Annotated in this window: 18 protein-coding genes and 1 other annotated feature; of the genes, 14 read left to right on the top strand and 4 right to left on the bottom strand. The window is 40.3% G+C overall.

All coding sequences use genetic code 11. The annotated features are described in order from the left end of the window. The first annotated feature begins 58 nt into the window (after positions 1-58). Positions 59-2,380, top strand: coding sequence for an endopeptidase La (gene lon / locus RE409_RS20175; protein WP_053347180.1), 2,322 nt, complete (start codon positions 59-61; stop codon positions 2,378-2,380). Further along, entirely contained in the window at positions 2,377-2,958 is a 582-nt protein-coding gene (yihA, locus tag RE409_RS20170) for a ribosome biogenesis GTP-binding protein YihA/YsxC (RefSeq protein WP_053347179.1), read from the top strand. Before lon ends, yihA begins: the two co-directional genes overlap by 4 nt. A gap of 72 nt (positions 2,959-3,030) precedes the next feature. On the opposite strand, the gene RE409_RS20165 is transcribed toward yihA, so the two are convergent. Beyond that, positions 3,031-3,513, bottom strand: a complete 483-nt coding sequence (locus RE409_RS20165) for a LiaF transmembrane domain-containing protein (RefSeq protein ID WP_309557973.1) — start codon at positions 3,511-3,513, stop codon at positions 3,031-3,033. Positions 3,514-3,765: 252 nt separating this feature from the next. Here RE409_RS20165 and hemA point away from each other — a divergent pair, with 252 nt between their 5' ends. The 8 genes from hemA (at position 3,766) to ysxE (ending at position 13,638) form a co-directional block, all read left to right on the top strand. Next, positions 3,766-5,115: a glutamyl-tRNA reductase gene (gene hemA, locus RE409_RS20160; RefSeq protein WP_201186056.1), complete on the top strand. Its 1,350-nt coding sequence runs from the start codon at positions 3,766-3,768 to the stop codon at positions 5,113-5,115. Positions 5,116-5,125: 10 nt separating this feature from the next. Then, a complete protein-coding gene (locus tag RE409_RS20155; RefSeq protein ID WP_053347176.1) occupies positions 5,126-5,956 on the top strand; it encodes a cytochrome C assembly family protein in 831 nt (276 codons plus the stop codon). Between the two features lie 9 nt (positions 5,957-5,965). Further along, a complete protein-coding gene (hemC, locus tag RE409_RS20150; RefSeq protein ID WP_053347175.1) occupies positions 5,966-6,898 on the top strand; it encodes a hydroxymethylbilane synthase in 933 nt (310 codons plus the stop codon). Continuing rightward, on the top strand, positions 6,898-7,695 hold the full coding sequence (locus tag RE409_RS20145) for a uroporphyrinogen-III synthase (RefSeq protein WP_309557972.1): 798 nt from the start codon (positions 6,898-6,900) through the stop codon (positions 7,693-7,695). Before hemC ends, RE409_RS20145 begins: the two co-directional genes overlap by 1 nt. Next, the gene (gene hemB / locus RE409_RS20140) at positions 7,692-8,687 is read left to right on the top strand and encodes a porphobilinogen synthase (protein WP_053347173.1); all 996 of its coding nucleotides are present in this window, start codon (positions 7,692-7,694) and stop codon (positions 8,685-8,687) included. Before RE409_RS20145 ends, hemB begins: the two co-directional genes overlap by 4 nt. Before the next feature lie 36 nt (positions 8,688-8,723). Further along, complete coding sequence (gene hemL, locus RE409_RS20135; RefSeq protein ID WP_056525582.1) at positions 8,724-10,013, top strand: glutamate-1-semialdehyde 2,1-aminomutase; 1,290 nt, start codon at positions 8,724-8,726, stop codon at positions 10,011-10,013. A 964-nt stretch (positions 10,014-10,977) separates the two neighbouring features. Continuing rightward, complete coding sequence (spoVID, locus tag RE409_RS20130; protein WP_201250602.1) at positions 10,978-12,396, top strand: stage VI sporulation protein D; 1,419 nt, start codon at positions 10,978-10,980, stop codon at positions 12,394-12,396. A gap of 162 nt (positions 12,397-12,558) precedes the next feature. Next, a complete protein-coding gene (gene ysxE / locus RE409_RS20125) occupies positions 12,559-13,638 on the top strand; it encodes a spore coat protein YsxE (RefSeq protein WP_309557971.1) in 1,080 nt (359 codons plus the stop codon). A gap of 56 nt (positions 13,639-13,694) precedes the next feature. Here the strand turns inward: ysxE and RE409_RS20120 are convergent, their stop codons facing one another. Further along, complete coding sequence (locus tag RE409_RS20120; protein WP_056525571.1) at positions 13,695-13,886, bottom strand: hypothetical protein; 192 nt, start codon at positions 13,884-13,886, stop codon at positions 13,695-13,697. A gap of 236 nt (positions 13,887-14,122) precedes the next feature. Next, positions 14,123-14,352 (top strand) — a binding site (T-box leader). Positions 14,353-14,397: 45 nt separating this feature from the next. Here RE409_RS20120 and RE409_RS20115 point away from each other — a divergent pair. Further along, positions 14,398-17,049: a valine--tRNA ligase gene (locus RE409_RS20115; protein ID WP_201223481.1), complete on the top strand. Its 2,652-nt coding sequence runs from the start codon at positions 14,398-14,400 to the stop codon at positions 17,047-17,049. Positions 17,050-17,130: 81 nt separating this feature from the next. Here the strand turns inward: RE409_RS20115 and RE409_RS20110 are convergent, their stop codons facing one another. Both RE409_RS20110 and RE409_RS20105 read right to left on the bottom strand, forming a co-directional pair. After that, positions 17,131-17,991 (bottom strand): ATP-grasp domain-containing protein, encoded by an 861-nt coding sequence (locus RE409_RS20110; RefSeq protein ID WP_309557970.1) that lies wholly within the window; start codon positions 17,989-17,991, stop codon positions 17,131-17,133. After that, positions 17,960-18,901 (bottom strand): ATP-grasp domain-containing protein, encoded by a 942-nt coding sequence (locus RE409_RS20105; RefSeq protein WP_201186048.1) that lies wholly within the window; start codon positions 18,899-18,901, stop codon positions 17,960-17,962. Before RE409_RS20105 ends, RE409_RS20110 begins: the two co-directional genes overlap by 32 nt. Before the next feature lie 99 nt (positions 18,902-19,000). Here RE409_RS20105 and RE409_RS20100 point away from each other — a divergent pair, with 99 nt between their 5' ends. The 3 genes from RE409_RS20100 (at position 19,001) to RE409_RS20090 (ending at position 22,804) form a co-directional block, all read left to right on the top strand. After that, positions 19,001-20,284 carry a bifunctional folylpolyglutamate synthase/dihydrofolate synthase gene (locus tag RE409_RS20100; protein ID WP_309557969.1) on the top strand — a complete coding sequence of 428 codons (1,284 nt, stop codon included), beginning with the start codon at positions 19,001-19,003 and terminating at the stop codon, positions 20,282-20,284. A gap of 453 nt (positions 20,285-20,737) precedes the next feature. After that, positions 20,738-21,490 carry a prepilin peptidase gene (locus tag RE409_RS20095; RefSeq protein ID WP_397444130.1) on the top strand — a complete coding sequence of 251 codons (753 nt, stop codon included), beginning with the start codon at positions 20,738-20,740 and terminating at the stop codon, positions 21,488-21,490. Positions 21,491-21,832: 342 nt separating this feature from the next. Further along, positions 21,833-22,804 (top strand): hypothetical protein, encoded by a 972-nt coding sequence (locus RE409_RS20090; protein WP_201223487.1) that lies wholly within the window; start codon positions 21,833-21,835, stop codon positions 22,802-22,804. Positions 22,805-22,810 lie beyond the last annotated feature (6 nt).

Genomic DNA, 22,810 nt, shown 5'->3' with positions numbered 1-22,810 from the left:
TGAGAACATGGGTAAATAGTTTACAACGACGATACTAATTAGATGGAGGTGTCAGGAAATGACTGATAAAGAAATCATCGTCCCCCTCCTGCCGCTTAGAGGACTGCTTGTATATCCAACGATGGTACTTCATTTAGATGTAGGCCGAGATAAATCGGTACAAGCCCTTGAGAAAGCAATGGTGGAAGACCATCTTATATTTTTGACGACACAGCAAGATGTTTCGTTGGACGAACCAGGTGAAGAAGATTTATTTACAATGGGGACTTTAACAAAGGTAAAACAGATGTTGAAGCTTCCAAACGGTACAATCCGAGTGTTGGTGGAAGGATTAAACCGAGCAGAGGTCATCGAATTTTACGATTATGAGACACATTATGGTGCCAAGATTAAAATATATGAAGACAGCGATGAAAAAGATGCGGAACATCAAGCATTAATGCGTACTTTGCTGGATTATTTTGAACAATACATAAAGATGTCCAAGAAAATAACCGGTGAAACCTTTTCAGCTACTTCCGATATTGAAGAGCCGGGAAGACTAGCTGATATAATTGCTTCGCATTTGCCTTTGAAATTGAAGGAAAAGCAAGAAGTACTTGAGACTATTGATATGAAAAAACGTTTAAGCCGTGTTATTGAGATCATTAATAACGAGAAAGAAGTTCTTTTTCTTGAGAAAAAGATCGGTCAGCGTGTTAAACGTTCCATGGAGCGGACGCAAAAAGAATATTATTTGCGTGAACAGATGAAAGCGATTCAAAAGGAATTGGGAGATAAAGAAGGCAAAACAGGTGAAATTACCGTTCTTACTGAAAAGATAGAAGAAGCGGATATGCCGGAGCATATTAAAGAAACAGCATTAAAGGAATTGGACCGTTATGAAAAGGTTCCGTCAAGCTCAGCTGAAAGTTCCGTCATCCGCAACTATATTGATTGGTTAATCTCGCTTCCTTGGTCTAAAGCTTCGAAAGACGACTTGAATATTCATAAAGCTGAAAAAATTCTAAACCGTGACCATTATGGGTTGGAAAAGGTAAAAGAGCGGGTACTTGAGTATTTAGCTGTTCAGCAATTGACCAATTCATTGAAGGGACCAATCCTTTGCTTAGTGGGCCCTCCTGGGGTTGGGAAAACAAGCTTGGCTAAATCAATCGCTGCATCCCTGAACCGGAATTTCGTTCGGGTTTCCTTAGGTGGAGTGCGTGATGAATCAGAAATCCGTGGGCACCGCCGTACCTATGTAGGGGCAATGCCAGGCCGGATCATCCAGGGTATGAAAAAAGCTGGAACGATTAATCCTGTCTTTTTACTGGATGAAGTGGATAAGATGTCAAATGACTTTAGGGGAGATCCATCTGCAGCGATGCTTGAAGTGCTCGATCCGGAGCAAAATCATAATTTCAGTGACCATTATATAGAGGAAACCTATGACCTTTCCAAAGTTATGTTCATTGCAACTGCGAATAATTTGGGCACAATTCCGGGGCCGCTTCGTGATCGTATGGAAATCATTTCGATTGCGGGTTATACTGAAATAGAGAAACTTCATATTGCCAAGGATCATTTACTGCCTAGACAGTTAGAAAACCATGGTTTATTGAAGACCCAACTGCAAATTCGTGAGGAAGCCCTTACTAAAATCATCCGTTATTATACCCGGGAGGCTGGTGTCCGGAGTCTGGAACGACAGCTTGCAAGCATCTGTCGAAAGACTGCGAAAATCATCGTATCCGGAGATAAAAAACGGGTTGTCATTTCTGAAAAGAATGTCGAGGAGTTTTTAGGGAAAACGATGTTCCATTATGGACAAGCGGAAGTCGAGAACCAAGTCGGTGTCGCTAATGGATTAGCTTACACGTCGGTAGGTGGCGATACGCTACAAATCGAGGTTTCTTTATCACCAGGTAAAGGCAAGCTTATTTTGACAGGAAAACTTGGCGATGTAATGAAAGAATCGGCTCAGGCTGCTTTTAGTTACGTCCGTTCGAAAACCGAGAAACTTCATATTGATACGAACTTCCATGAAAAATATGATATTCATATTCATGTTCCTGAAGGTGCTGTCCCTAAGGATGGTCCTTCCGCAGGCATCACGATTGCAACAGCGTTAATATCGGCCCTTACTAATAGGCCGATCAGAAAAGAGGTAGGCATGACAGGCGAAATTACATTACGCGGACGAGTTCTTCCAATCGGCGGCCTTAAAGAAAAATCTTTAGCGGCTCACCGGGCAGGACTTACGAAAATCATCATCCCGCAAAATAACGAAAAGGATATTGATGATATCCCGGAAAGTGTCCGTAAAGAATTAACATTTGTTCCAGTTTCACACGTTGATGAAGTCCTTGAGCATGCATTGGTAGGTGTGAACGAATGAAAGTAACAAGTTCAGATATTGTCATAAGTGCTGTAAAGCCTGAACAATATCCAAACACTCCAATCCCGGAGTTTGCCTTAGCGGGCCGTTCCAATGTAGGGAAATCGAGTTTTATTAACAAAATGATTAATCGAAAAAATTTGGCGCGTACTTCCTCTAAACCAGGTAAGACGCAGACGTTGAATTTTTACATCATAAATGAAGCACTTCATTTTGTGGATGTACCGGGTTATGGCTATGCAAAGGTTTCTAAAACTGAGCGTGATGCATGGGGGAGAATGATCGAAACGTATTTCACCTCCCGTGACCAGCTTCGTGCTGCGCTCTTAATCGTCGATTTGCGTCATCCGCCGACTAAGGATGATATCGCAATGTATGAATTCCTAAAGCATTATGACCTGCCACGGATTGTTATCGCCACAAAAGCGGATAAAATTCCAAAAGGCAAATGGCAGAAGCACTTAAAAGTAACACGCCAAACGCTTAATATGGAAAGGGAAGATGAATTGCTTCTTTTCTCAGGAGAAACAGGCGAAGGAAAAGAACAGGCCTGGGGCGTTCTTAAGAAATATATGTAACAAAAAGAAAAGGGTATTCCGTATATGGAAATACCCTTTTCTGCATGAAATTCGCCTTAGTTTTTTAAAGCTTTATTTTTTTCGGATTAATATGTAAACCCCAATTCCCATCAACACAAACGGCCAAAACTTTTCAATATTTGCCGTACTTGTTTCGAGGATGCCGAAAGAAGTAGAGATTTTATCATAAAATAAAATAAGGATTGAGATGATAAATAATATCATCCCATGTAACATTCCAGAATTTGTTTTGCGGGCACGGAGAATAAATCCTAGAGATATGATTAAAATAAAGATACCTATATTATCCGGCCAAATATCTAGGTTCTCAACGATATGGAAATGAGCGCCGAACCCGAGCAAAATGACGCCGGGAAGGATTGAATCAAATTCATTACCGCTATAAGCCTGTATTAAGAAGGCGATACCAACGATACATAATAAGGTGGGCCAGCTAAAAAAGCCTGGAAAGATTTTTATTTGTGAATGTTCAAGAAAAAAATAGAGTCCGAAACCGATTAAAACGATTCCAGGGAAAATACGTTGCGTTTTCATTTTATCCTCCTATCCAATTCGATTACTTGAAGTTTTTGGGCATTTTTGATATGGTACTTTTGTACACAATGTCGAAGTATGTATATAAATTACAAATCACCGCTCTAATACCTTTTGTAGCTATTCAGGTGTTTTGGCAGTCTTAATGGTAGCATACGTTTTCATAAACTGTTCATATTATTTGCGTGAATCAATTTTAGTACATGGTATAATAAATTTACATGAAAAATTTTGGGGGTGCAAAAAAAAAGGATGCATATTCTAGCGGTTGGTATTAATTACAAAACTGCCCCTGTAGAAATTCGGGAAAAACTGTCGTTTAACGAAGCCGAACTTGCCGAGGCAATGAAAGCTCTTAAAAATAAAAAAAGCATCTTGGAAAATGTTATTATTTCAACATGTAATAGAACGGAAATATTTGCGGTCGGTGACCAACTTCATACAACCCGATATTATATCAAGGAATTTCTTTCAGAATGGTTTAACATCGATAAGGAAGAATTCTCTAAATATCTGTTTATCTATGAAGGCGATGGAGCAGTCGAGCATTTATTTTCAGTTACTTGCGGCTTGAATTCCATGATTCTTGGAGAAACACAGATTTTGGGACAAGTTCGCTCAAGCTATATGTTAGGTCAGAAAGAAGATACGCTTGGTACGGTTTTTAACCATCTCTTCAAGCAATCCCTTACATTAGCAAAAAAGGCTCATTCAGAAACGGAAATTAATACGAATGCAGTTTCTGTTAGCTATGCGGCAGTCGAGCTTGCAAAAAAAATCTTCGGTGGACTAAACGGCAAGAATGTCTTGATTCTTGGTGCAGGAAAAATGGGAGAACTGGCTATTCAAAATCTGCACAGTAACGGTGCAGATAGTATTACGGTTATCAACCGTACGTATCAGAAAGCAGTCGACTTGGCTGAAAGATTTAATGGTAAAGCAAAACAGCTTCAAGAGTTGCAATGTGCCTTAGTGGAAGCGGATATTTTAATTACTTCCACTGGTTCAAAAAATCTTCTCGTAACAAAAGAAATGATGACGTTCGTGAACAAGCTTCGCAAAGGTCGTCCTATTTTCATGGTCGACATCGCAGTACCGCGTGACCTTGATCCAAAATTAGCTGAGCTGGAGAATGTCTTCTTGTATGACATTGATGATCTTGAGGGAATAGTGCAAGCGAATATTGAGGAGCGTAAAAAAGCAGCGGAGAAAATCGAATTAATGATTGAATCAGAAATTGTTGATTTTAATCAGTGGATTAATTTGCTTGGCGTAGTTCCTGTTATTTCCTCTTTACGTGAAAAATCACTGTCGATTCAAAAGGAAACGATGGAAAGCATTGAGAGAAAACTTCCACACTTAAGCGAACGCGACAAAAAAGTTCTGAACAAGCATACGAAGAGCATTATCAACCAAATGCTGAAAGATCCGATTTTATATGCCAAAGAACTTGCAGATGAGCCGAATGCAAAAGAGCAATTAAATAATTTCGTGAAGATCTTTCATTTAGAGGAATTGATTGAAGAACAGTTGGTAGTGGATGACGAAAATGAACGGAACAGCGCCAAGACATCCCTATTAAATCCAGTTCCTGTCCAGTAATGAGGTAGATATGGAATTACTAATGACAAGATTACATGAAGCCACTGTATTGTTGTATGCCATCAGTATGCTTTTATATTTTATTGACTTCCTTAATAATAACCAGAAGGCGAATAAAGTTGCCTTCTGGTTGCTTTCTATTGTTTGGGTGCTGCAAACAATTTTTTTGTTTCTATATGTAATGAAAACGGGAAGGTTTCCGGTATTGACGATTTTTGAAGGCTTATATTTTTATGCATGGGTCCTCATTTCGTTATCATTAATTATTAATCGATTGCTTAGAGTCGATTTTACGGTCTTCTTTACCAATGTATTAGGCTTTATGGTTATGGCTATTCATACCTTTGCACCAGTTCAGATAGAATCAGAAGTGCTCGCACAGCAGCTCGTTTCAGAGCTTTTGCTCATACATATTACGTTTGCCATTCTATCTTATGGGGCTTTTACACTTTCTTTCGTATTTTCCCTACTCTACTTAATTCAATATGATTTATTGAAACGAAAAAAATGGGGGAAACGACTGCTTCGTCTCGGAGATTTAACAAAACTTGAGCATATGTCATATGTCCTTGCAGTAATCGGAGTCCCATTATTAGTGGTCTCCCTTATCTTAGGAATTCAATGGGCCTATATAAAAGTACCTGGAGTATCCTGGCTGGATATGAAAATTATCGGCTCATTTATTTTGCTCATCGGTTACAGCGTGTTTTTATACTTGAAAATTCGGAAACAAATGTATGGAAGGACACTAGCCTTTCTGAATATTGGATCTTTCATGATTGTGTTAATTAACTTTTTCCTTTTTGGAAGCCTTTCAACATTCCACTTTTGGAATACATAGGAGGAAATTATGAGAAAAATTATTGTCGGTTCTAGACGTAGTAAATTAGCGATTACCCAAACGAACTGGGTTATTAATCAACTTAAAGAGCTTGGTGTTCCATACGAGTTCGAGGTGAAGGAAATTGTCACAAAAGGGGATCAAATCCTCGATGTAACGCTTTCTAAAGTAGGAGGCAAAGGCTTATTTGTAAAAGAAATCGAACAAGCTATGCTTGATAAAGAAATCGATATGGCTGTACATAGTATGAAAGATATGCCGGCGGTACTTCCAGAAGGCTTGACGATTGGCTGCATTCCACCGAGAGAAGACCACCGAGATGCCTTGATTTCAAAAAACCATGAAACTCTATCTGAACTGAAGCCAGGTTCTATCATTGGGACAAGCAGTTTACGCCGTGGTGCTCAAATCCTAGCAAGAAGACCAGACCTTGAAATTAAGTGGATTCGCGGTAATATCGATACCCGCCTGAATAAGCTGAAAACTGAAGATTACGATGCTATTATTTTAGCTGCAGCCGGACTTTCAAGAATGGGATGGAAGCAGGACGTCGTAACAGAATTTTTAGATGAAGATATTTGTATACCAGCAGTTGGCCAAGGAGCACTTTCTATTGAATGCCGTGCTGACGATCAAGATTTACTGGCTGAGCTTGCGAAATTCACCTGTGAAAAAACGAAAAGAACAGTTGAAGCAGAACGTGCATTTTTAGATAAAATGGAAGGCGGCTGTCAGGTGCCGATTGCCGGCTTCGCGGTAGCAAAAGACAATGGAGATATTTCATTAACTGCATTGGTCGCTTCTCCGGATGGTAAATTGATTTATAAAGAAATGGTTGAAGGGTCTGACCCAGAAGCAGTTGGACATAATGCTGCTAAACTTATTAGTGAATTTGGCGGTAAAGAGTTAATCGATCGTGTAAAAGAGGAGCTTGATCAGTAATGAAGCCCTTTCAACCTCTCAAAGATTATCAGGTGTTAATCACCAGAGGGAAAAGACAGGCTGTTGGATTAAAAGCTTCGATTGAAAAAAATGGTGGAACTCCGCTTCTCGTTCCTTTGCTTGAGTTCACTCTTCCTGATCATCGGGAAGAAGTGCAGCTGCGGTTAGAAGAATTAGATAGCTACGACTGGATTATTTTAACTAGTCAAAATGGGGTTGAATTCCTCTTTACACTTCTCGGAAAAAAGCCTGTTAGGCTTCCAAAAATAGCTGTTATCGGTTCAAAAACAGAAGAAGCACTGAAGCGCCATGGATATGTGGCGGATTTTATTCCATCTCAGTTTGTTGCTGAAGGTTTTGTTTCGGAGTTCATTTCACTACTTCAACCTGGATCCCGCGTTTTGCTGGCAAAAGGAAATCTCGCGCGCACGGTCATTGCGGATGAGATTAATAAAACTGGTGCCTCCTGTGATGAAGTGATTGTTTATCATACCGTACTTCCTGATGAGAGTGAAAGAAAACTTGTTCAACTGATAGTGAGTCGAAAAATTGATATCATAACCTTTACAAGCTCTTCAACGGTAGAGCACTTCTTACAGATTATAGACCGCAATAAATTGGGTACATACATAGAAAGCATTATCATTGCTTGCATCGGACCAATTGCTGCTAAAACGGCTTCTAAACATGGTTTAACTGTCGATGTGTGTCCAGATGTTTATACAACAGAAGCAATGGTTGAGGAATTAATACGATTCATTGTAAAAAAGAATAATAAGGGAGGAACTTTAAAATGAAAGACATTCCATTCAATCGCCACCGTCGCCTGCGTGCAAGTGCTGGCATGCGAGCTCTAGTCCGTGAAACACAATTGCATAAAGAGGATTTAATCTATCCGATTTTCGTCATTGACGGAGAAAACGTAAAAAATGAAATTAGCTCGATGCCCGGTATTTATCAGCTTTCTATGGATAATCTGGGAGCAGAAATGGATGAAGTCGTGAGTCTAGGCATTAAATCAGTCATTTTATTTGGTGTCCCTTTTGATCATGATAAAGACGAACATGGCACAGGTGCTTTTCATCATAACGGTCTTGTACAAGAGGCGACCCGTCTTATCAAAAAACAATACCCGGAAATCATTGTCATTGCTGATACATGTCTTTGTGAGTATACAAGCCATGGCCATTGTGGAGTCGTTGAGGGAGACAAGATTTTAAACGATGCTTCTCTTAACCTTCTTGCAAAAACAGCTATTAGCCAGGCCGAAGCGGGCGCTGATATCATTGCACCTTCTAACATGATGGACGGATTTGTTGCGGCCATTCGTGCAGGTTTGGATGAAGCGGGTTATGAAGATATCCCAATCATGTCCTATGCTGTAAAATACGCTTCAGCCTTTTACGGCCCATTCCGTGAAGCTGCGAATGGCGCGCCACAATTTGGTGACAGGAAGACGTACCAAATGGATCCTGCGAATCGTCTTGAAGCGTTCCGTGAAGCGGAATCAGATGTTGCTGAAGGTGCGGATTTCTTAATCGTGAAACCAGCCCTTTCTTATATGGACATCATCAGAGATGTAAAAAATAACTTTAATCTTCCTGTTGTTTCATACAATGTGAGCGGAGAATATTCCATGGTAAAAGCTGCGGCCAATAATGGCTGGATTGATGAAAAAGCAATTGTAATGGAAATGCTGACAGGCTTAAAACGTGCAGGATCGGACCTAATCATTACGTATTTTTCAAAAGAGGTAGCACGCTGGATTGATGAAGATAATAAAAGATAAAAAAATATAACCTGTTAGAGAAAAGGGGACTGAATCATGCGGTCATATGAAAAATCGAAAAAAGCGTTTGCTGAAGCAAAAAATTTGATGCCGGGCGGCGTGAACAGCCCGGTCCGTGCCTTTAAATCTGTGGACATGGACCCCATTTTCATGGAGCGTGGCAAAGGCTCGAAAATGTATGATATCGATGGCAATGAATATATAGACTACGTTCTTTCCTGGGGACCGCTTATCCTGGGTCACACGAATGATCGTGTCGTTGAATCACTGAAAAAGGTAGCGGAATCAGGTACAAGCTTCGGAACCTCTACCGTGGTTGAAAATGAATTGGCTAAGCTCGTCATTGAACGGGTTCCTTCGATTGAGATGATTCGTATGGTCTCTTCAGGAACAGAAGCGACTATGAGTGCTTTAAGATTAGCACGAGGATATACTGGCCGTGATAAAATCCTGAAGTTTGAAGGTTCTTATCATGGACATGGTGATTCCTTGTTAATTAAGGCCGGATCTGGCGTTGCAACGTTAGGTCTACCAGATAGCCCGGGTGTACCAGAAGGCATTGCAAAAAATACAATTACAGTGCCATATAATGATCTTGCAGCAACAAAATATGCGTTTGAGCAATTTGGCGAAGACATCGCCTGTATCATCGTGGAGCCTGTTGCGGGGAACATGGGTGTCGTGCCACCACAACCTGGTTTCTTGGAAGGCCTGCGCGACTTGACGACCCAATACGGGGCTCTATTGATTTTTGATGAAGTTATGACAGGTTTCCGAGTCGGTTATAATTGTGCACAAGGCTATTTTGGCATTGAGCCGGACCTGACTTGTCTTGGTAAAGTTATTGGCGGAGGTTTACCGGTCGGAGCTTTCGGAGGTAAACGTAAAATCATGGAACAAATTGCACCGAGTGGAACAATCTATCAAGCAGGAACATTATCCGGAAACCCGCTTGCCATGACTGCCGGACTTGAAACGCTGAGCCAATTGACTCCAGAATCTTATGAAGAGTTTACCCGTAAAGGTGACATGCTCGAAAAAGGCATTGGAGAAGCTGCTAAAAAATATGGTGTTCCGCATACATTTAACCGTGCTGGTTCAATGATCGGACTTTTCTTTACGAATGAAGATGTAGTTAATTATGATACAGCAAAAACTTCTGATTTAGAGTTCTTTGCTTCCTATTATAGGGAAATGGCAAACCAAGGTATCTACTTGCCGCCGTCCCAGTTCGAAGGTTTATTCCTATCTACTGCACATAGTGATGAAGATATCGAAAAGACCATTGCAGCAACTGAACAAGCTTTTGCGAAATTAAAAAAATAATCTAAAGCTAATTGAAACACTAATAAAACTCTTAAAACAGGCTACCATTATCCAAAAACTTTTGGAGAAAGGTAGCCTGTTTTTTTATTGAATTTTAATCAATAAGTAGGCCAAAAAAAGTTTGTAGGCCGAAAGTGGAGGAAGGCCGAATTAAATGGTTGAAGGACGAAATAAATGGTTGAAGGACGAAATAAATGGTTGAAGTCCGAATTAAAGTGGTTGAAGGACGAAATAAATGGTTGAAGTCCGAATTAAAGTGGAGGAAGGCCGAATTAAATGGTTGAAGTCCGAATAAAAGTGGATGAAGGCCGAATTAAAGTGGTTGAAGTCCGAATAAAAGTGGAGGAAGGCCGAATTAAATGGCTGAAGGACGAAATAAATGGTTGAAGTCCGAAATAAATGGTAGAAGTCCGAAATAAATGGTTGAAGGCCGAATTAAATGGTGAAGGCCGAATTAAATGGTGAAGGCCGAATTAAAGTGGTTGAAGTCCGAAATAAATGGTAGAAGGCCGAATTAAAGTGGATGAAGGCCGAATTAAAGTGGATGAAGTCCGAAATAAATGGTTGAAGGTCGAATAAGTGGTTGAAGTCCGAAATAAATGGTTGAAGTCCGAAATAAATGGTTGAAGGCCGAAATATATGGATGAAGGCTGAAATAAATGGTAGAAGGCCGAATTAAAGTGGATGAAGGCCGAATTAAAGTGGATGAAGTCCGAAATAAATGGTTGAAGGTCGAATAAGTGGTTGAAGGCCGAAATAAATGGTAGAAGGCCGAAATAAATGGTTGAAGTCCGAATTAAAGTGGAGGAAGGACGAATTAAATGGCGGAAAGGCCGAATAAAAGTAGATGAAGGGCTTAAGGGCAAGATGGTTTCCAATGAAATTAAGGAATAATCAATAGCCTTTCTTCATAGATTGTTATTGGTATAGGTACCGTTTCCTGAAGCTGAAAGGAGGAGTTGTCTTGTCGCAAGAAAATGAATCGTATTTACGATTTTCTTTAGAGGAATCCGTTTGGTTCCAGAAGGGACAGGAAGTGGCTGAGCTATATTCCATTTCCCTCGATCCAAATGTGACGATTCAAGAAAGTGATCAATATGTTTTTATACGAGGCTCGTTAGATTTATGCGGTGAATACAAGGACTCGGAAAATGGTGAACAAGAGGAGTTTTCACAGACCTTTATGCCAAAAGCCGTTCAAAAGGTTGAGAGGAATCTCGATGGACTCAATGAGTTCACACACCGTTTTCCGGTTGATATAACGATTCCGAATAATCGGATTGCCTCATTAGATGAAATTGATGTCTCGATTCAAAGTTTTGATTATGCTCTACCTGAGCATAACTGTTTAAAATTGCAGGCGGATTTGTTGATAACCGGAATTTATAATGATTCATATGTGGAAGAACGTACCGATACGGAACTGGAGGTCGTGGAAACAGAAACCGAGGAACAAGAAGAAACAGACGAAGAAAATGAGTCATACATTCCATATGCGGCTGGGGTCCCGCCAATCCCAGATTTTCAACCGGTGTTTCGTGATGAGCAGGAAGAAGAGTTATACACGCCATTTTCTGCCGAGGCAAAACGAGTGTCTGAAACCGAGGAAGAAGATGATGAGGAGCCTATCTATTTAAGTGAACAGCATAATGCTCCAGTTTTTGAAATTCCTGTTTCACCGTATCCAGAAGAGGAGCAGTGGGAAGAAGTAAACAGGGAAGAAGCCGAAGAGGAAGAAGAAGTGATTTACCTAATTGATCGCCATAGTCATCCAATTGATAAGATTCCGGAGTCATCCATTCAAGATGAGCATCTAGAAGCAGAAGTTAGCAGACTGGTAAAAGCCGTAGAGAACCCGGAGATTAAGAAAGAAGAAGAATCGGTTTATGTAAGTAATCAACAAAATGTCCCAGTTAGTAAGACTCCTGTATCGCCATTTGGATCCGAGGAAGTCGACCGGCAGGAAAAAGCTGTTGATGAAGCAGGTCCTATCCTCAATGAGCATGTGAAAGTAGCAAACGAAGAGGAACACCAATCGTCTATAAGGGATTTGTTTAAAAGAAAAGAAAATCCAGAGCCACCAGCCAAAGAAGTTAAAAATTATAAAGGCAGAAAAAAAGCCTCGGAACGTGATGATAAAGAGACGACAGAGCAAGCGGATAAGCATTTATCCATTATGGATTTATTCGGACGAAAACAAGAGGAAGAACTGGTCAGGATGAAGGTTTGCATTGTTCAGCAAGGGGAAACGTTGGATGATTTGGCACAGCGCTATGATGTTACTGTTCAATCTATACTCTTCAGCAATGAATTGGAGTCGAATCAGAACGTTCATGAAGGGCAAGTCATTTATATACCGAAGGCGATTGCTTATAAAAATTAAGTACGGCAGAGAGCAGAGCAGATGGCACTGCTCCTGTTTTTTACTATAGTAATTGAGTTGTAATTTAATAAACGAAAGACAATCTAAGAAATTAAGATTGAATGTGACTACGCCTTTGGTGGCTATAGGAATCCAATTGGCGAGTTTTTTTAGAGAAAGTGAGTGAGTCTCGTGAGGGGAAACGAGAATCAGCAGACTAATAAATGGGATAGGGACACAGGAGAAGTTTTGAAAGAATATGCCCTATATGTACAATATATAGAGGATTTCGGACGAGTGAAAAAAGTCTATAGTGATCGCGGTACATTTGCCTTGAAGTCCATTTTACCGCACAACGGCATTGATTTTATCAAAAATGTTCAAAAACTGTATCATCGCGGGTATAACCGAATTGTTCCCATTTATCAAACGATGGATCAACGTTATGCGGTTCTTCATAATGGTCGTTTGTATTACCTGATGCCCTGGTTGAATAACGAGAGAAACGGAGAGCGTGATGAAAGCCATAAGCAAATGTTCAGGGAGCTTGCCCGGATGCATGCGTTGTCTGTAAAAGAAATAGTAGTGGATATTGAGGAACGAGAATCTCATTATGAGCGAACATTGGATTCCTGGAATAACGAGAAGGATTTTATGGATGAGTATATTGATAGCTGTGAAAAGAAATGGTATATGTCTCCATTTGAAATGACGGTTTGTTCCTTTTTCACAGATATATCACAGGCACTGAGGTACTCGATTAAGAAGTTTGAAACGTGGTATGAAAAAACTAAGGAAAGTGAAAAAATCCGGACTGTTGTCACGCATGGAAAGGTCTCATTAAAGCATTTTGTTTATGATGAACGTGGATATGGTTACTTTATTAATTTCGAGAATTCGAATACGGCACCGCCTCATTTCGATTTACTCCCATTCCTAGTCAAATCGGCGAGGACCTATCCTGTCCAATGTGATGACTGTGTCGATTGGCTATATAACTATCTCCGTTATTTCCCGTTAAAAGAAGAAGAATTGCTGCTGATGCAAAGCTATCTTGCTTTTCCGGGATCGGCTCTAGATATAGTGAAGAATTATTCGGACGGCAGAGGCCATAGAACAGAACTAGATAATGTAACCCAACTGCAGCGGCAATTTTGGCTCCTGAAGAATATTGAATATATGGTGATGAAAATCGAAGATATTGAACAGAAGAAAAAGGCGGCTACTGAAGCTGTTAAAGAAGAGCAATCACCCCCAAGCTAAATATACATGATTGGATTACCTCCAGTCATGTATATTTTTTTTCTGTAGGGGAATAATTAAATCCATTCGAAATATAAAGACATAGCTAAGAAAATAAATGCGATTAGCAGAAGCATATCGAAGAAAGTAGGGAAAATCAGCGTCCGCAACCCTTGGAATACTATAAAAGGGATAATGAACTGCTGGCAAACACCGCGGAATTTTTTCATCCAAGGCGGTAAAGTATAAGGGGAATATTTTCGTTTCATATTATTACCTTCCTTTGTAGGACTTCTTATATTCTATGGGTATGAGGTGGAAAAGGTGAGAAAGCCGTCACAGGAACTTATCTTAGAGGATAGAATAAAGAAAAAGACTGAATGACAAGATTTAATAGCCTAAAGTGAGAATACTTTAAGAAAGTATTCGAAAGATGATTGACTGGAGCCCTGTTTTTTTTGTACTATATACTATATGCGTTTAGTGATTTTACATATGAATATAAATGAATGCAAAGACCGGAAATAGTAAGATGAAATGCGCTTTTCAGAGAGGGAACCGTTGGTGAGAGGTTTCTAAGTTGGCAGCATCAGAAGTCGTCCGCGAGCAGTTTTCGTGAAAGTTATTTAGTAGCGATGGCCGGTGAAGAGCCGTTATCCCATTTGAGAGCCGAAGAAGATTCTTTTCTTTTTCGGAAAAAAGGTGGCACCGCGAACAACTTCCTTCGTCCTTTTGTGATGATGGAAGTTTTTTTTATGCCCTTAAAAGGAGGAAATGATTATGGAAGAGAACCAAATTTCGATGCCGACTAAATATGATCCGCAGACGATAGAGAAAGGCCGCTATAAGTGGTGGCTTGATGGAAAGTTTTTTGAAACAAAAGGTGATGACAAAAAAGAGCCATATACGATTGTCATTCCACCGCCGAACGTAACAGGTAAGCTGCACCTAGGCCATGCTTGGGATACAACACTTCAAGATATATTAACTCGCATGAAACGGATGCAAGGCTATGACGTTTTATGGTTGCCAGGTATGGACCATGCTGGTATCGCTACGCAAGCAAAAGTTGAACAAAAGCTTCGTGCAGAAGGCGTAAGCCGTTACGACTTAGGCCGTGAGAAGTTTGTAGAAGAAACATGGAAATGGAAAGAGGAGTATGCGAGTCATATCCGTGAACAATGGTCAAAGCTTGGTCTTGGTCTTGATTATACACGTGAGCGCTTCACGCTTGATGATGGGCTTTCTAAAGCGGTACGTGAAGTATTCGTGTCCCTTTATAACAAAGGCTTGATTTATCGCGGGGAATACATTATCAACTGGGATCCATCAACGAAAACAGCGTTATCTGATATCGAGGTTATTTACAAAGATGTTCAGGGCGCATTTTACCATATGAAATATCCATTAGTTGACGGATCAGGTGAAATTGAAATAGCTACAACTCGCCCAGAAACCATGCTTGGCGATTCTGCTGTTGCCGTACACCCTGAAGATGACCGTTATAAGCATTTAATCGGTAAAATGGTTTGCTTGCCAATTACAGGTCGAGAAATTCCGATTGTCGGTGATGATTATGTGGATATGGAATTCGGTTCTGGTGCGGTTAAAATTACACCTGCCCATGATCCGAATGACTTTGAAATTGGGAACCGTCACAATTTGGAGCGCATCCTTGTCATGCATGAAGACGGTTCGATGAATGAAAAGGCCGGTAAATACGAAGGTATGGACCGCTTCGAGTGCCGTAAGCAAATCGTCAAAGACCTTCAGGATGAAGGAGTACTCTTTAAAATAGAAGATCACCTTCACTCAGTTGGTCACTCAGAGCGAAGCGGTGCTGTTGTTGAACCATATCTTTCGACTCAATGGTTCGTCAAAATGCAACCTCTTGCGGATACATCAGTTGAGCTTCAAAAAGGGTCTGATGATGAAAAAGTTCATTTCGTTCCAGATCGATTCGAAAAAACGTATCTGCACTGGATGGAAAATATTCGCGACTGGTGTATTTCCCGTCAGCTTTGGTGGGGCCACCGCATTCCGGCTTGGTATCATAAGGAAACAGGCGAAGTGTATGTAGGACATGAAGAGCCTGCGGATGCTGAGAACTGGGAACAAGATACAGATGTTTTGGACACGTGGTTCAGCTCTGCTTTATGGCCGTTCTCAACTATGGGCTGGCCAGACAAAGATAGCGTTGATTTTAAACGATACTATCCAACCGGAGCACTTGTGACAGGCTATGATATCATTTTCTTCTGGGTTTCACGGATGATTTTCCAAGCACTTGAGTTCACGGGCGAACGTCCTTTTGAAGATGTACTGATTCACGGTCTTGTTCGTGACGAACAGGGACGCAAGATGAGCAAATCGCTTGGTAATGGAGTCGATCCGATGGATGTTATCGATCAATACGGTGCTGATTCCCTGCGTTACTTCTTATCAACGGGCAGCTCACCAGGTCAGGACCTTCGTTACAGCACCGAAAAAGTGGAAGCGGTTTGGAACTTCTCCAACAAAATCTGGAACGCATCCCGTTTTGCTTTAATGAATATGAATGGCATGACGTATGACGAAATCGATTTAAGCGGTGAAAAATCTGTAGCCGATAAATGGATTTTAACGCGTTTGAACGAAACGATTTCAAACGTAACAAGACTCGCTGACCGTTATGAGTTCGGTGAAGTCGGCCGTGTGCTTTACAACTTCATTTGGGATGATTTCTGTGACTGGTATATTGAAATGGCGAAACTTCCGTTATATGGCGAAGACGAAGCAGCGAAGAAAACGACTCGTTCAATCTTAGCTTACGTGCTAGATAACACGATGAGATTGTTGCATCCCTTCATGCCATTCATTACCGAAGAAATCTGGCAAAACCTTCCTCATGAAGGTGAGTCGATCACTGTTGCTGCTTGGCCGGAAGTGAACGAAGAATTGACAGATTCAGCTGCAGCCGAGGAAATGAAGCTGCTTGTTGAAATCATCCGCTCCGTTCGTAACATTCGTGCTGAGGTGAACACACCGTTAAGCAAAAAAATCAATTTGATTTTAAAAGCGAAAGACGAGTCCATCTTAGCAACATTACAGAAAAACAGCAGCTATATCGAGCGTTTCTGTAATCCTGAACACTTGACGATCGGCATCGAAGTCGAAGAACCAGCTCAAGCAATGACGGCAGTTGTAACTGGTGTTGAACTAATCCTTCCGCTTACAGGACTGATCAATATCGACGAAGAAGTGAAACGTCTTGAAAAAGAACTCGACAAACTTAATAAAGAAGTCGAACGCGTACAGAAAAAATTAGGGAACGAAGGCTTTGTTAAAAAGGCGCCAGCAAGCGTTATTGATGAAGAACGTGCCAAAGAAAAAGACTACAGCGAAAAACGTGACTCTGTGATCCACAGAATCAACGAATTGAAACAGCTGTAAAATGCAAAAGGATGAACCGGCCTATTATGCTGGTTCATCCTTTTTTGTGTTTAATAAATATTAATCTTCAATCAGTCGTGATTAAATGTCCGGTTGAGAGGAAATTCTATCTTTAATAAAAATAAGATACTCTCTTACAATATTAATGTCACTTAGTGCACTAAGTGTCCTGCTACCCACTACATCCTCGATTTCATTGAGCATTAGGCTGTCATCTTCGGCAAAAATAAAATCGATTCCGACCATGCCAAACTCAAAAGCTGCGATTACTCTTTCAACAAGCGCTTTTTCAGGTACAGACAGCTCATATAATGAAGCTGATCCACCTAACGTATAATTTGCCTTGAAGCTGGAGGAGGACTCTCGAAGTACAGCGGCCACCACTTTTTTACCAATAACAAAAACGCGGATATCCTTGCCGAATACGCAGGGCTTTTGGACAATCCAATTTCCTTCCGACAATTCGGCTAAATCATGTGCGTGTTCAATCAAATATACTTGTTTCCCGCCGCGCCCATGGGCTTCTTTAGCGATGAACGGGAAATCCATATCATCAGCACTCGGCATTCCTTGGCAATACACGGTATCGGCCATCGGAATTCCGATTGAGGTCAAATATTGATGCGTTTTTGCTTTGTCATTCGCCATTTCGGATACGAAAGAGGAGTTAAAGCAGGCAATACCCACTTGCTCCAACTGTTTTGTGAGAAAAGGATCGATGGTCCGAACAATCGCAAAGTCTGGCAATTCAATAGGATGTTGCTTATGTTCCACGAACAACTCATTGAAACGATGACCAATTTTGATGTCTTCTCGGAAGTGAAAATGTAAATCAAGATCTAGCCTTTTAGCTTCGTCGAGCATCCAGTCTATGTATCCGTATCCTCTGTTTTTTTCGGCATCATCACGGTTATAGATCAACCAACCTGTTTGTTTGTTCATCTGAAATACTTCCTTTTTCTAATTTGTCCAACACATAATCAAACATGCTATCAGCGATGTTGATGCCAGTACAGTCGTAAATATTTAGTAAATGCGAGTTCGAATTCACTTCGCATAGAAGTGGGCCATCTTCACCGAACAATAAATCGACGCCTGCAAAGTCTGCACCGAGAATCGAAGCACATCGGATGGCCAGATCCGCTTCTTTCTTGGTGGGGCTGTATGGTAATGCATGGCCTCCAACTGTCATGTTAGCTCGGAAGTCATGTTCGGATTTGCGGTGCATTGCAGCTATGACTTGATCTCCGACGACATTCACGCGAATATCACGGCCCTTACTGTGCTCGATGAATTCTTGAATAATAAATGGTTTGTGTCCAAGCTTATGGACTGTCTTCAAAAATTCAGCCTCTGATTGAATTAAATACACTTGTTCACCAAATGAGCCGTATGCTTCCTTTACGATAAGCGGGTATCCAAGTTCAAGGCCGATATCTTTAAAAGCATCCACATTTATTCTTTCAATTCCTTCATACGTAAACGGAGGAAATAAGGTTTTCGGCATTGGAATGCCATGCCCTGCTAACGCTTGATGCGTTTTTGCTTTGCTATCGCAAATATCAATCGCTGTGCTGCTGTTATATACGGGAATGTCGAGCAATTCCAAATGGCGAGCCAAATGAATGTCTTTATCCATGAACAGGACAAAATCAGGCAACTTTTCAAAATTTCCTTTTAGCATAGGCAATCCTTTTTCAATTACAGGAATAAGTTCGGAATTACGGACAAGGGTTGCCGAAATCTCTTTTCTTTCAGCTGCTTCTTTAATAAATAAAGCTAAACTAGAAAACTTATCATGTTGTAAATAGCCGTTGACGACAATCCAACAGTGGAGTGCAGAAGGTTTCACGGTAAATCACTACCTTTCATCTAGGTAAATCGTTAATATATTGATAAAATAATTTTAACGCATAAGAGCGGTGTAAAGAAAGAGGAGGCTTATTGATAAATGGGAAAGACCATGAAAGAAATCAATCATTTTTTCGAACAACGACAGGTTCAATTAGGTATGAATTTTGGCCTATCACGAATGGAAACATTATTAACTAAATTAGGTAATCCCCAAGAAGGTCTAAAGTATATTCATATTGCAGGCTCAAACGGGAAAGGATCTACCTTGCATTATATAAAAGAAATCCTGCTAGCAGAAGGAATTCGGGTCGCTTCCTTCACATCGCCGTATTTAATACGCATGAATGAACAACTGAAGATAAATACAGATGAAATCAGTGACAATGACTTTGTCGCTGCCTTCCAGGAACTCTGGCCAATTGTACAAGAGATGGATAGTGCGGGGAACGGACCCACTCAATTTGAAATCCTAACAGCGATGGCATTCTCTTATTTTAGCAAAAAAGAAGTCGATCTAGTTCTAATGGAAACGGGACTTGGAGGCAGGCTCGATACAACGAATGTCATCCAGCCGCTTCTTTCGATCATTACCTCTATTTCTTTGGAACATACGAATATTCTAGGAAACACCCTTGCGGAAATTGCATCAGAGAAAGCTGGCATCATTAAAAGTGGTGCACCGATTATCAGTGGAGTCACGGCCGAGGAGCCAGCAAAAGTAATCGAAGAAAAAGCAGCTTCAGCAAACGTACCCTATTATCAATTAGGAAGGGACTTTTATGTGAATGATGTGAAGCAAAGTAAACATGGGCAAAGCTTCTCAATCTCACTTGATAATAGGTCTATCCGGAATATTGACCTTCAGATGTTAGGTCGTCACCAAATAGATAATGCAGCACTGGCCGTCGCTGCTGTCATGTTAGTTATAGAAGGCATAGATGAAAAAAGCATTCGAAAGGGAATAGGGGAGGCGAAATGGAATGGCCGTTTTGAAAAAATATCTGACGAGCCGTTGGTAATCATTGATGGGGCGCATAACCCTGCTGGCATCGAAGTACTGATAGAAACACTTAAGACACATTATCCAGATTACACTTACCGATTTATCTTCAGTTCATTTCGGGATAAAGATTATTCACAGATGCTGCATATGCTGGAAAAGGAAGCGATTGAAATCATCATTACCGAATTCAACCATGAACGAGCGGCTGATGCGGAAAAACTTTATAAACAATGCAGTCATGAAAATAAAAGCATAGATAAGGATTGGCAGTCGGCGATAAGGAAAGGGAGACAGAAAACAGGGGAAAAAGAGATTCTTGTCATTACAGGTTCCCTTTATTTCCTTTCACTTGTGAGGGAATTTATATCTGAATTTTGATAGATCTATAATCAATAACGGGTTTCATGACAAAATGAGTTATTTTCACAAAAAGGACCTGTTCAAGGTCCTTTTTATTTTTGGTAACTATCAGCATAATCGTTTAACAGAGCCTTAAAAGAAGAAAACTACTTTTAATAAAAACCTATATATCAATTCCCTATTATCCTGTATTTTTGTTAAAATATGTTTAAGTATTGATTCTATAGGACTAAAGAATAATTCGGCAATCTAAAGAGAAATACACTAGTTACTAGGAGGGAGATCTACTGAAGGCAGAAGTAGAGATGGCAAATTAAAGAACGAGAGGAATGAATAATTATGAAGAACCCTGGTGATTATGACAAAGTAGAATGTTCTGTAAAAGGAATTAGAATTTCTGATATAGGCACTTTTACAATTGATGCTAAGGATTCAATCGAAGTAAATAGATTCCGAGTGCAAGTAAAATAAATGATGCCTTTCTATCTCTTTCTCTTCGCCCTAGGTCTAATTTTAGGCTCATTCTATAACGTTGTCGGCTTAAGTGTTCCTATAGGAAATTCATTTACCAATCGGCGCTCTGCTTGTCAATCTTGTGGACGAACCTTGACGTCGTTCGAGTTACTACCAGTTGTTTCTTATGTGATACAAGGCGGTAAATGCCGTGGCTGTGAGGCCAGGATTTCCCCCCTTTATCCGGTTGTAGAAATGCTAACAGGTGTTTTGTTTGTTTCAGCTCCTTTATTCCTTGGTAGGGTGGACGAACTCTGGATTGCCTGGGCATTGATTTCTTTGTTTATGATCATCTTTGTTTCTGACGTGGCCTATATGCTCATTCCTGATAAGGTACTACTTTTCTTTGCAGTGATTTTTTTATTTCTACGCGTTCTCTTTCCACTATCTCCTTGGTGGGATTCAATTGTAGGGGCCACGGTTGGCTTTAGTTTGCTTCTATTAATCGCTGTGGTGAGCAAGGGAGGTATGGGTGGCGGTGATATCAAGCTGTTTGCAGTGATTGGTTTTGCACTCGGATTGAAGTTGGTGCTGTTATCGTTTCTGTTTGCGAGCTTTTATGGGGCATTTTTTGGCATCATCGGTATGCTAACAGGCGTGATTAAAAAGAAAACACTGATTCCTTTTGGACCGTATATCGTTTTTGGGACATTGACTGCTTATTTTTGGGGCGAGTCCATTCTACAGTGGTATGTGCACTTTTTAAGATGATAATAATTAGGGGAATCTATTTCATAAAGGGACGATCCTTGTTTTGATGAAATTTGTCAAAAACTTTCTGGACATCTTGCGTTTTTGATTTTAAAGGACATGGTTACTATTTTAACTGACATAGTTTACTAGGAATTTATTTAAGGTGAGAAATGCAAATTATGCGACGGCAAAGGATCAGAAATAACGGAACCTATACATTTTGAAGAATGTCCTTAGTTTAGGGAAATATGAATAGAGAAATTTGACGAAACCTATTAATGACAAGACGACAAAAGTCTTGTTATTTTTTTTTGCCTCTATGATAGGATGGAAAAAATGATCAGGAGAGGAGGAAAAAAAGTGGACAAGTCCGAAAAAAGCAAAGGTATTAAGATAAAAATAAATGGGGAAGAAAAAGTATTTGCCGATAAAAATAAGAATGTAGATCAAGAGGCAGCGGGTGAGGAGCAGGAACAAACTGATGATAGTTTTGAATGGATTCTACCGGATGATTCAATCGAGAACAAGGTTGTATTGGTCCCTGCCCCGAAAAAGAAGAAAATGCCGAAGCTTATCGGTTTTGGTACTGGCACGTTAAATAGTCCGGACAAAAGACCAATAAAACCATTCTTGATTGCAGTCATTTGCGCGGTGTTTTTCGGGTCGATTCTTGGCTTAATTGCCGTTAAAACCATTACTAAGGAAAAGGCAGCTGATACTTCAGTTGAGACCTCTATCAAAACGGCATCTCCTGCTGAGGATACAAAACCAGAAACTATGGAACAAGGAGCTCAGCTGAAAACATTCCTTGTACAAGGCGGTGTATTCAGCAGCGAGGATGCGGCGAAACAAATTCAAAAAAAAATCATTGAAAAGCAGGTTCCTGCTGAAATTTTCAAATTAGAAGACAGCTATTATTTATTTTTAGGATCAGCGGAGAGCCTAACTGCAAGTAAGGAGCTGGCATTGTTTTTAAAGTCATATGATGTAGACGTTTATTGGAAGGAAATCAATTTTGAAGCGGCGAGTAAAAGCCAAAAAGATGAGGAAACACTCGACACTATGAAGGCTGTATATTCTTCATTAGCAGAAACATCCGCAACCAAGCTTCGGGGTAAGGAAACAACAGTAAACGAGGAAACTCTGAAAAAAAATATGGAAAAGCTAAAGGGGGAGAACTTATCATCAGAACTTTCCCAAATGAATAATAATCTATCAGCTGCGGCAAAGTTGATAACCGAATATGAAACATCAAAAAAGGAAGAATATCTTTTACAGGCTCAAGGAAGTCTGCTTGACTTTTTATTGAATTACCAAAAAATAACAGGGTGAAAGTTG

This window comes from Peribacillus sp. R9-11, from assembly GCF_031345095.1.
GTDB lineage: Bacteria > Bacillota > Bacilli > Bacillales > DSM-1321 > Peribacillus > Peribacillus butanolivorans.
Note: the sequence above shows the minus strand (reverse complement) of the source record. Positions and strands in the feature narration are given on the sequence as shown.

Bases quoted from the DNA above. Each gene is read 5' to 3' on its own strand.
- lon (WP_053347180.1), top strand. From the start codon at position 59: ATGACTGATAAAGAAATCATCGTCCCCCTCCTGCCGCTTAGAGGACTG.
- yihA (WP_053347179.1), top strand. From the start codon at position 2,377: ATGAAAGTAACAAGTTCAGATATTGTCATAAGTGCTGTAAAGCCTGAA.
- RE409_RS20165 (WP_309557973.1), bottom strand. From the start codon at position 3,513: ATGAAAACGCAACGTATTTTCCCTGGAATCGTTTTAATCGGTTTCGGA.
- hemA (WP_201186056.1), top strand. From the start codon at position 3,766: ATGCATATTCTAGCGGTTGGTATTAATTACAAAACTGCCCCTGTAGAA.
- RE409_RS20155 (WP_053347176.1), top strand. From the start codon at position 5,126: ATGGAATTACTAATGACAAGATTACATGAAGCCACTGTATTGTTGTAT.
- hemC (WP_053347175.1), top strand. From the start codon at position 5,966: ATGAGAAAAATTATTGTCGGTTCTAGACGTAGTAAATTAGCGATTACC.
- RE409_RS20145 (WP_309557972.1), top strand. From the start codon at position 6,898: ATGAAGCCCTTTCAACCTCTCAAAGATTATCAGGTGTTAATCACCAGA.
- hemB (WP_053347173.1), top strand. From the start codon at position 7,692: ATGAAAGACATTCCATTCAATCGCCACCGTCGCCTGCGTGCAAGTGCT.
- hemL (WP_056525582.1), top strand. From the start codon at position 8,724: ATGCGGTCATATGAAAAATCGAAAAAAGCGTTTGCTGAAGCAAAAAAT.
- RE409_RS20120 (WP_056525571.1), bottom strand. From the start codon at position 13,886: ATGAAACGAAAATATTCCCCTTATACTTTACCGCCTTGGATGAAAAAA.
- RE409_RS20115 (WP_201223481.1), top strand. From the start codon at position 14,398: ATGGAAGAGAACCAAATTTCGATGCCGACTAAATATGATCCGCAGACG.
- RE409_RS20110 (WP_309557970.1), bottom strand. From the start codon at position 17,991: ATGAACAAACAAACAGGTTGGTTGATCTATAACCGTGATGATGCCGAA.
- RE409_RS20100 (WP_309557969.1), top strand. From the start codon at position 19,001: ATGGGAAAGACCATGAAAGAAATCAATCATTTTTTCGAACAACGACAG.
- RE409_RS20095 (WP_397444130.1), top strand. From the start codon at position 20,738: ATGATGCCTTTCTATCTCTTTCTCTTCGCCCTAGGTCTAATTTTAGGC.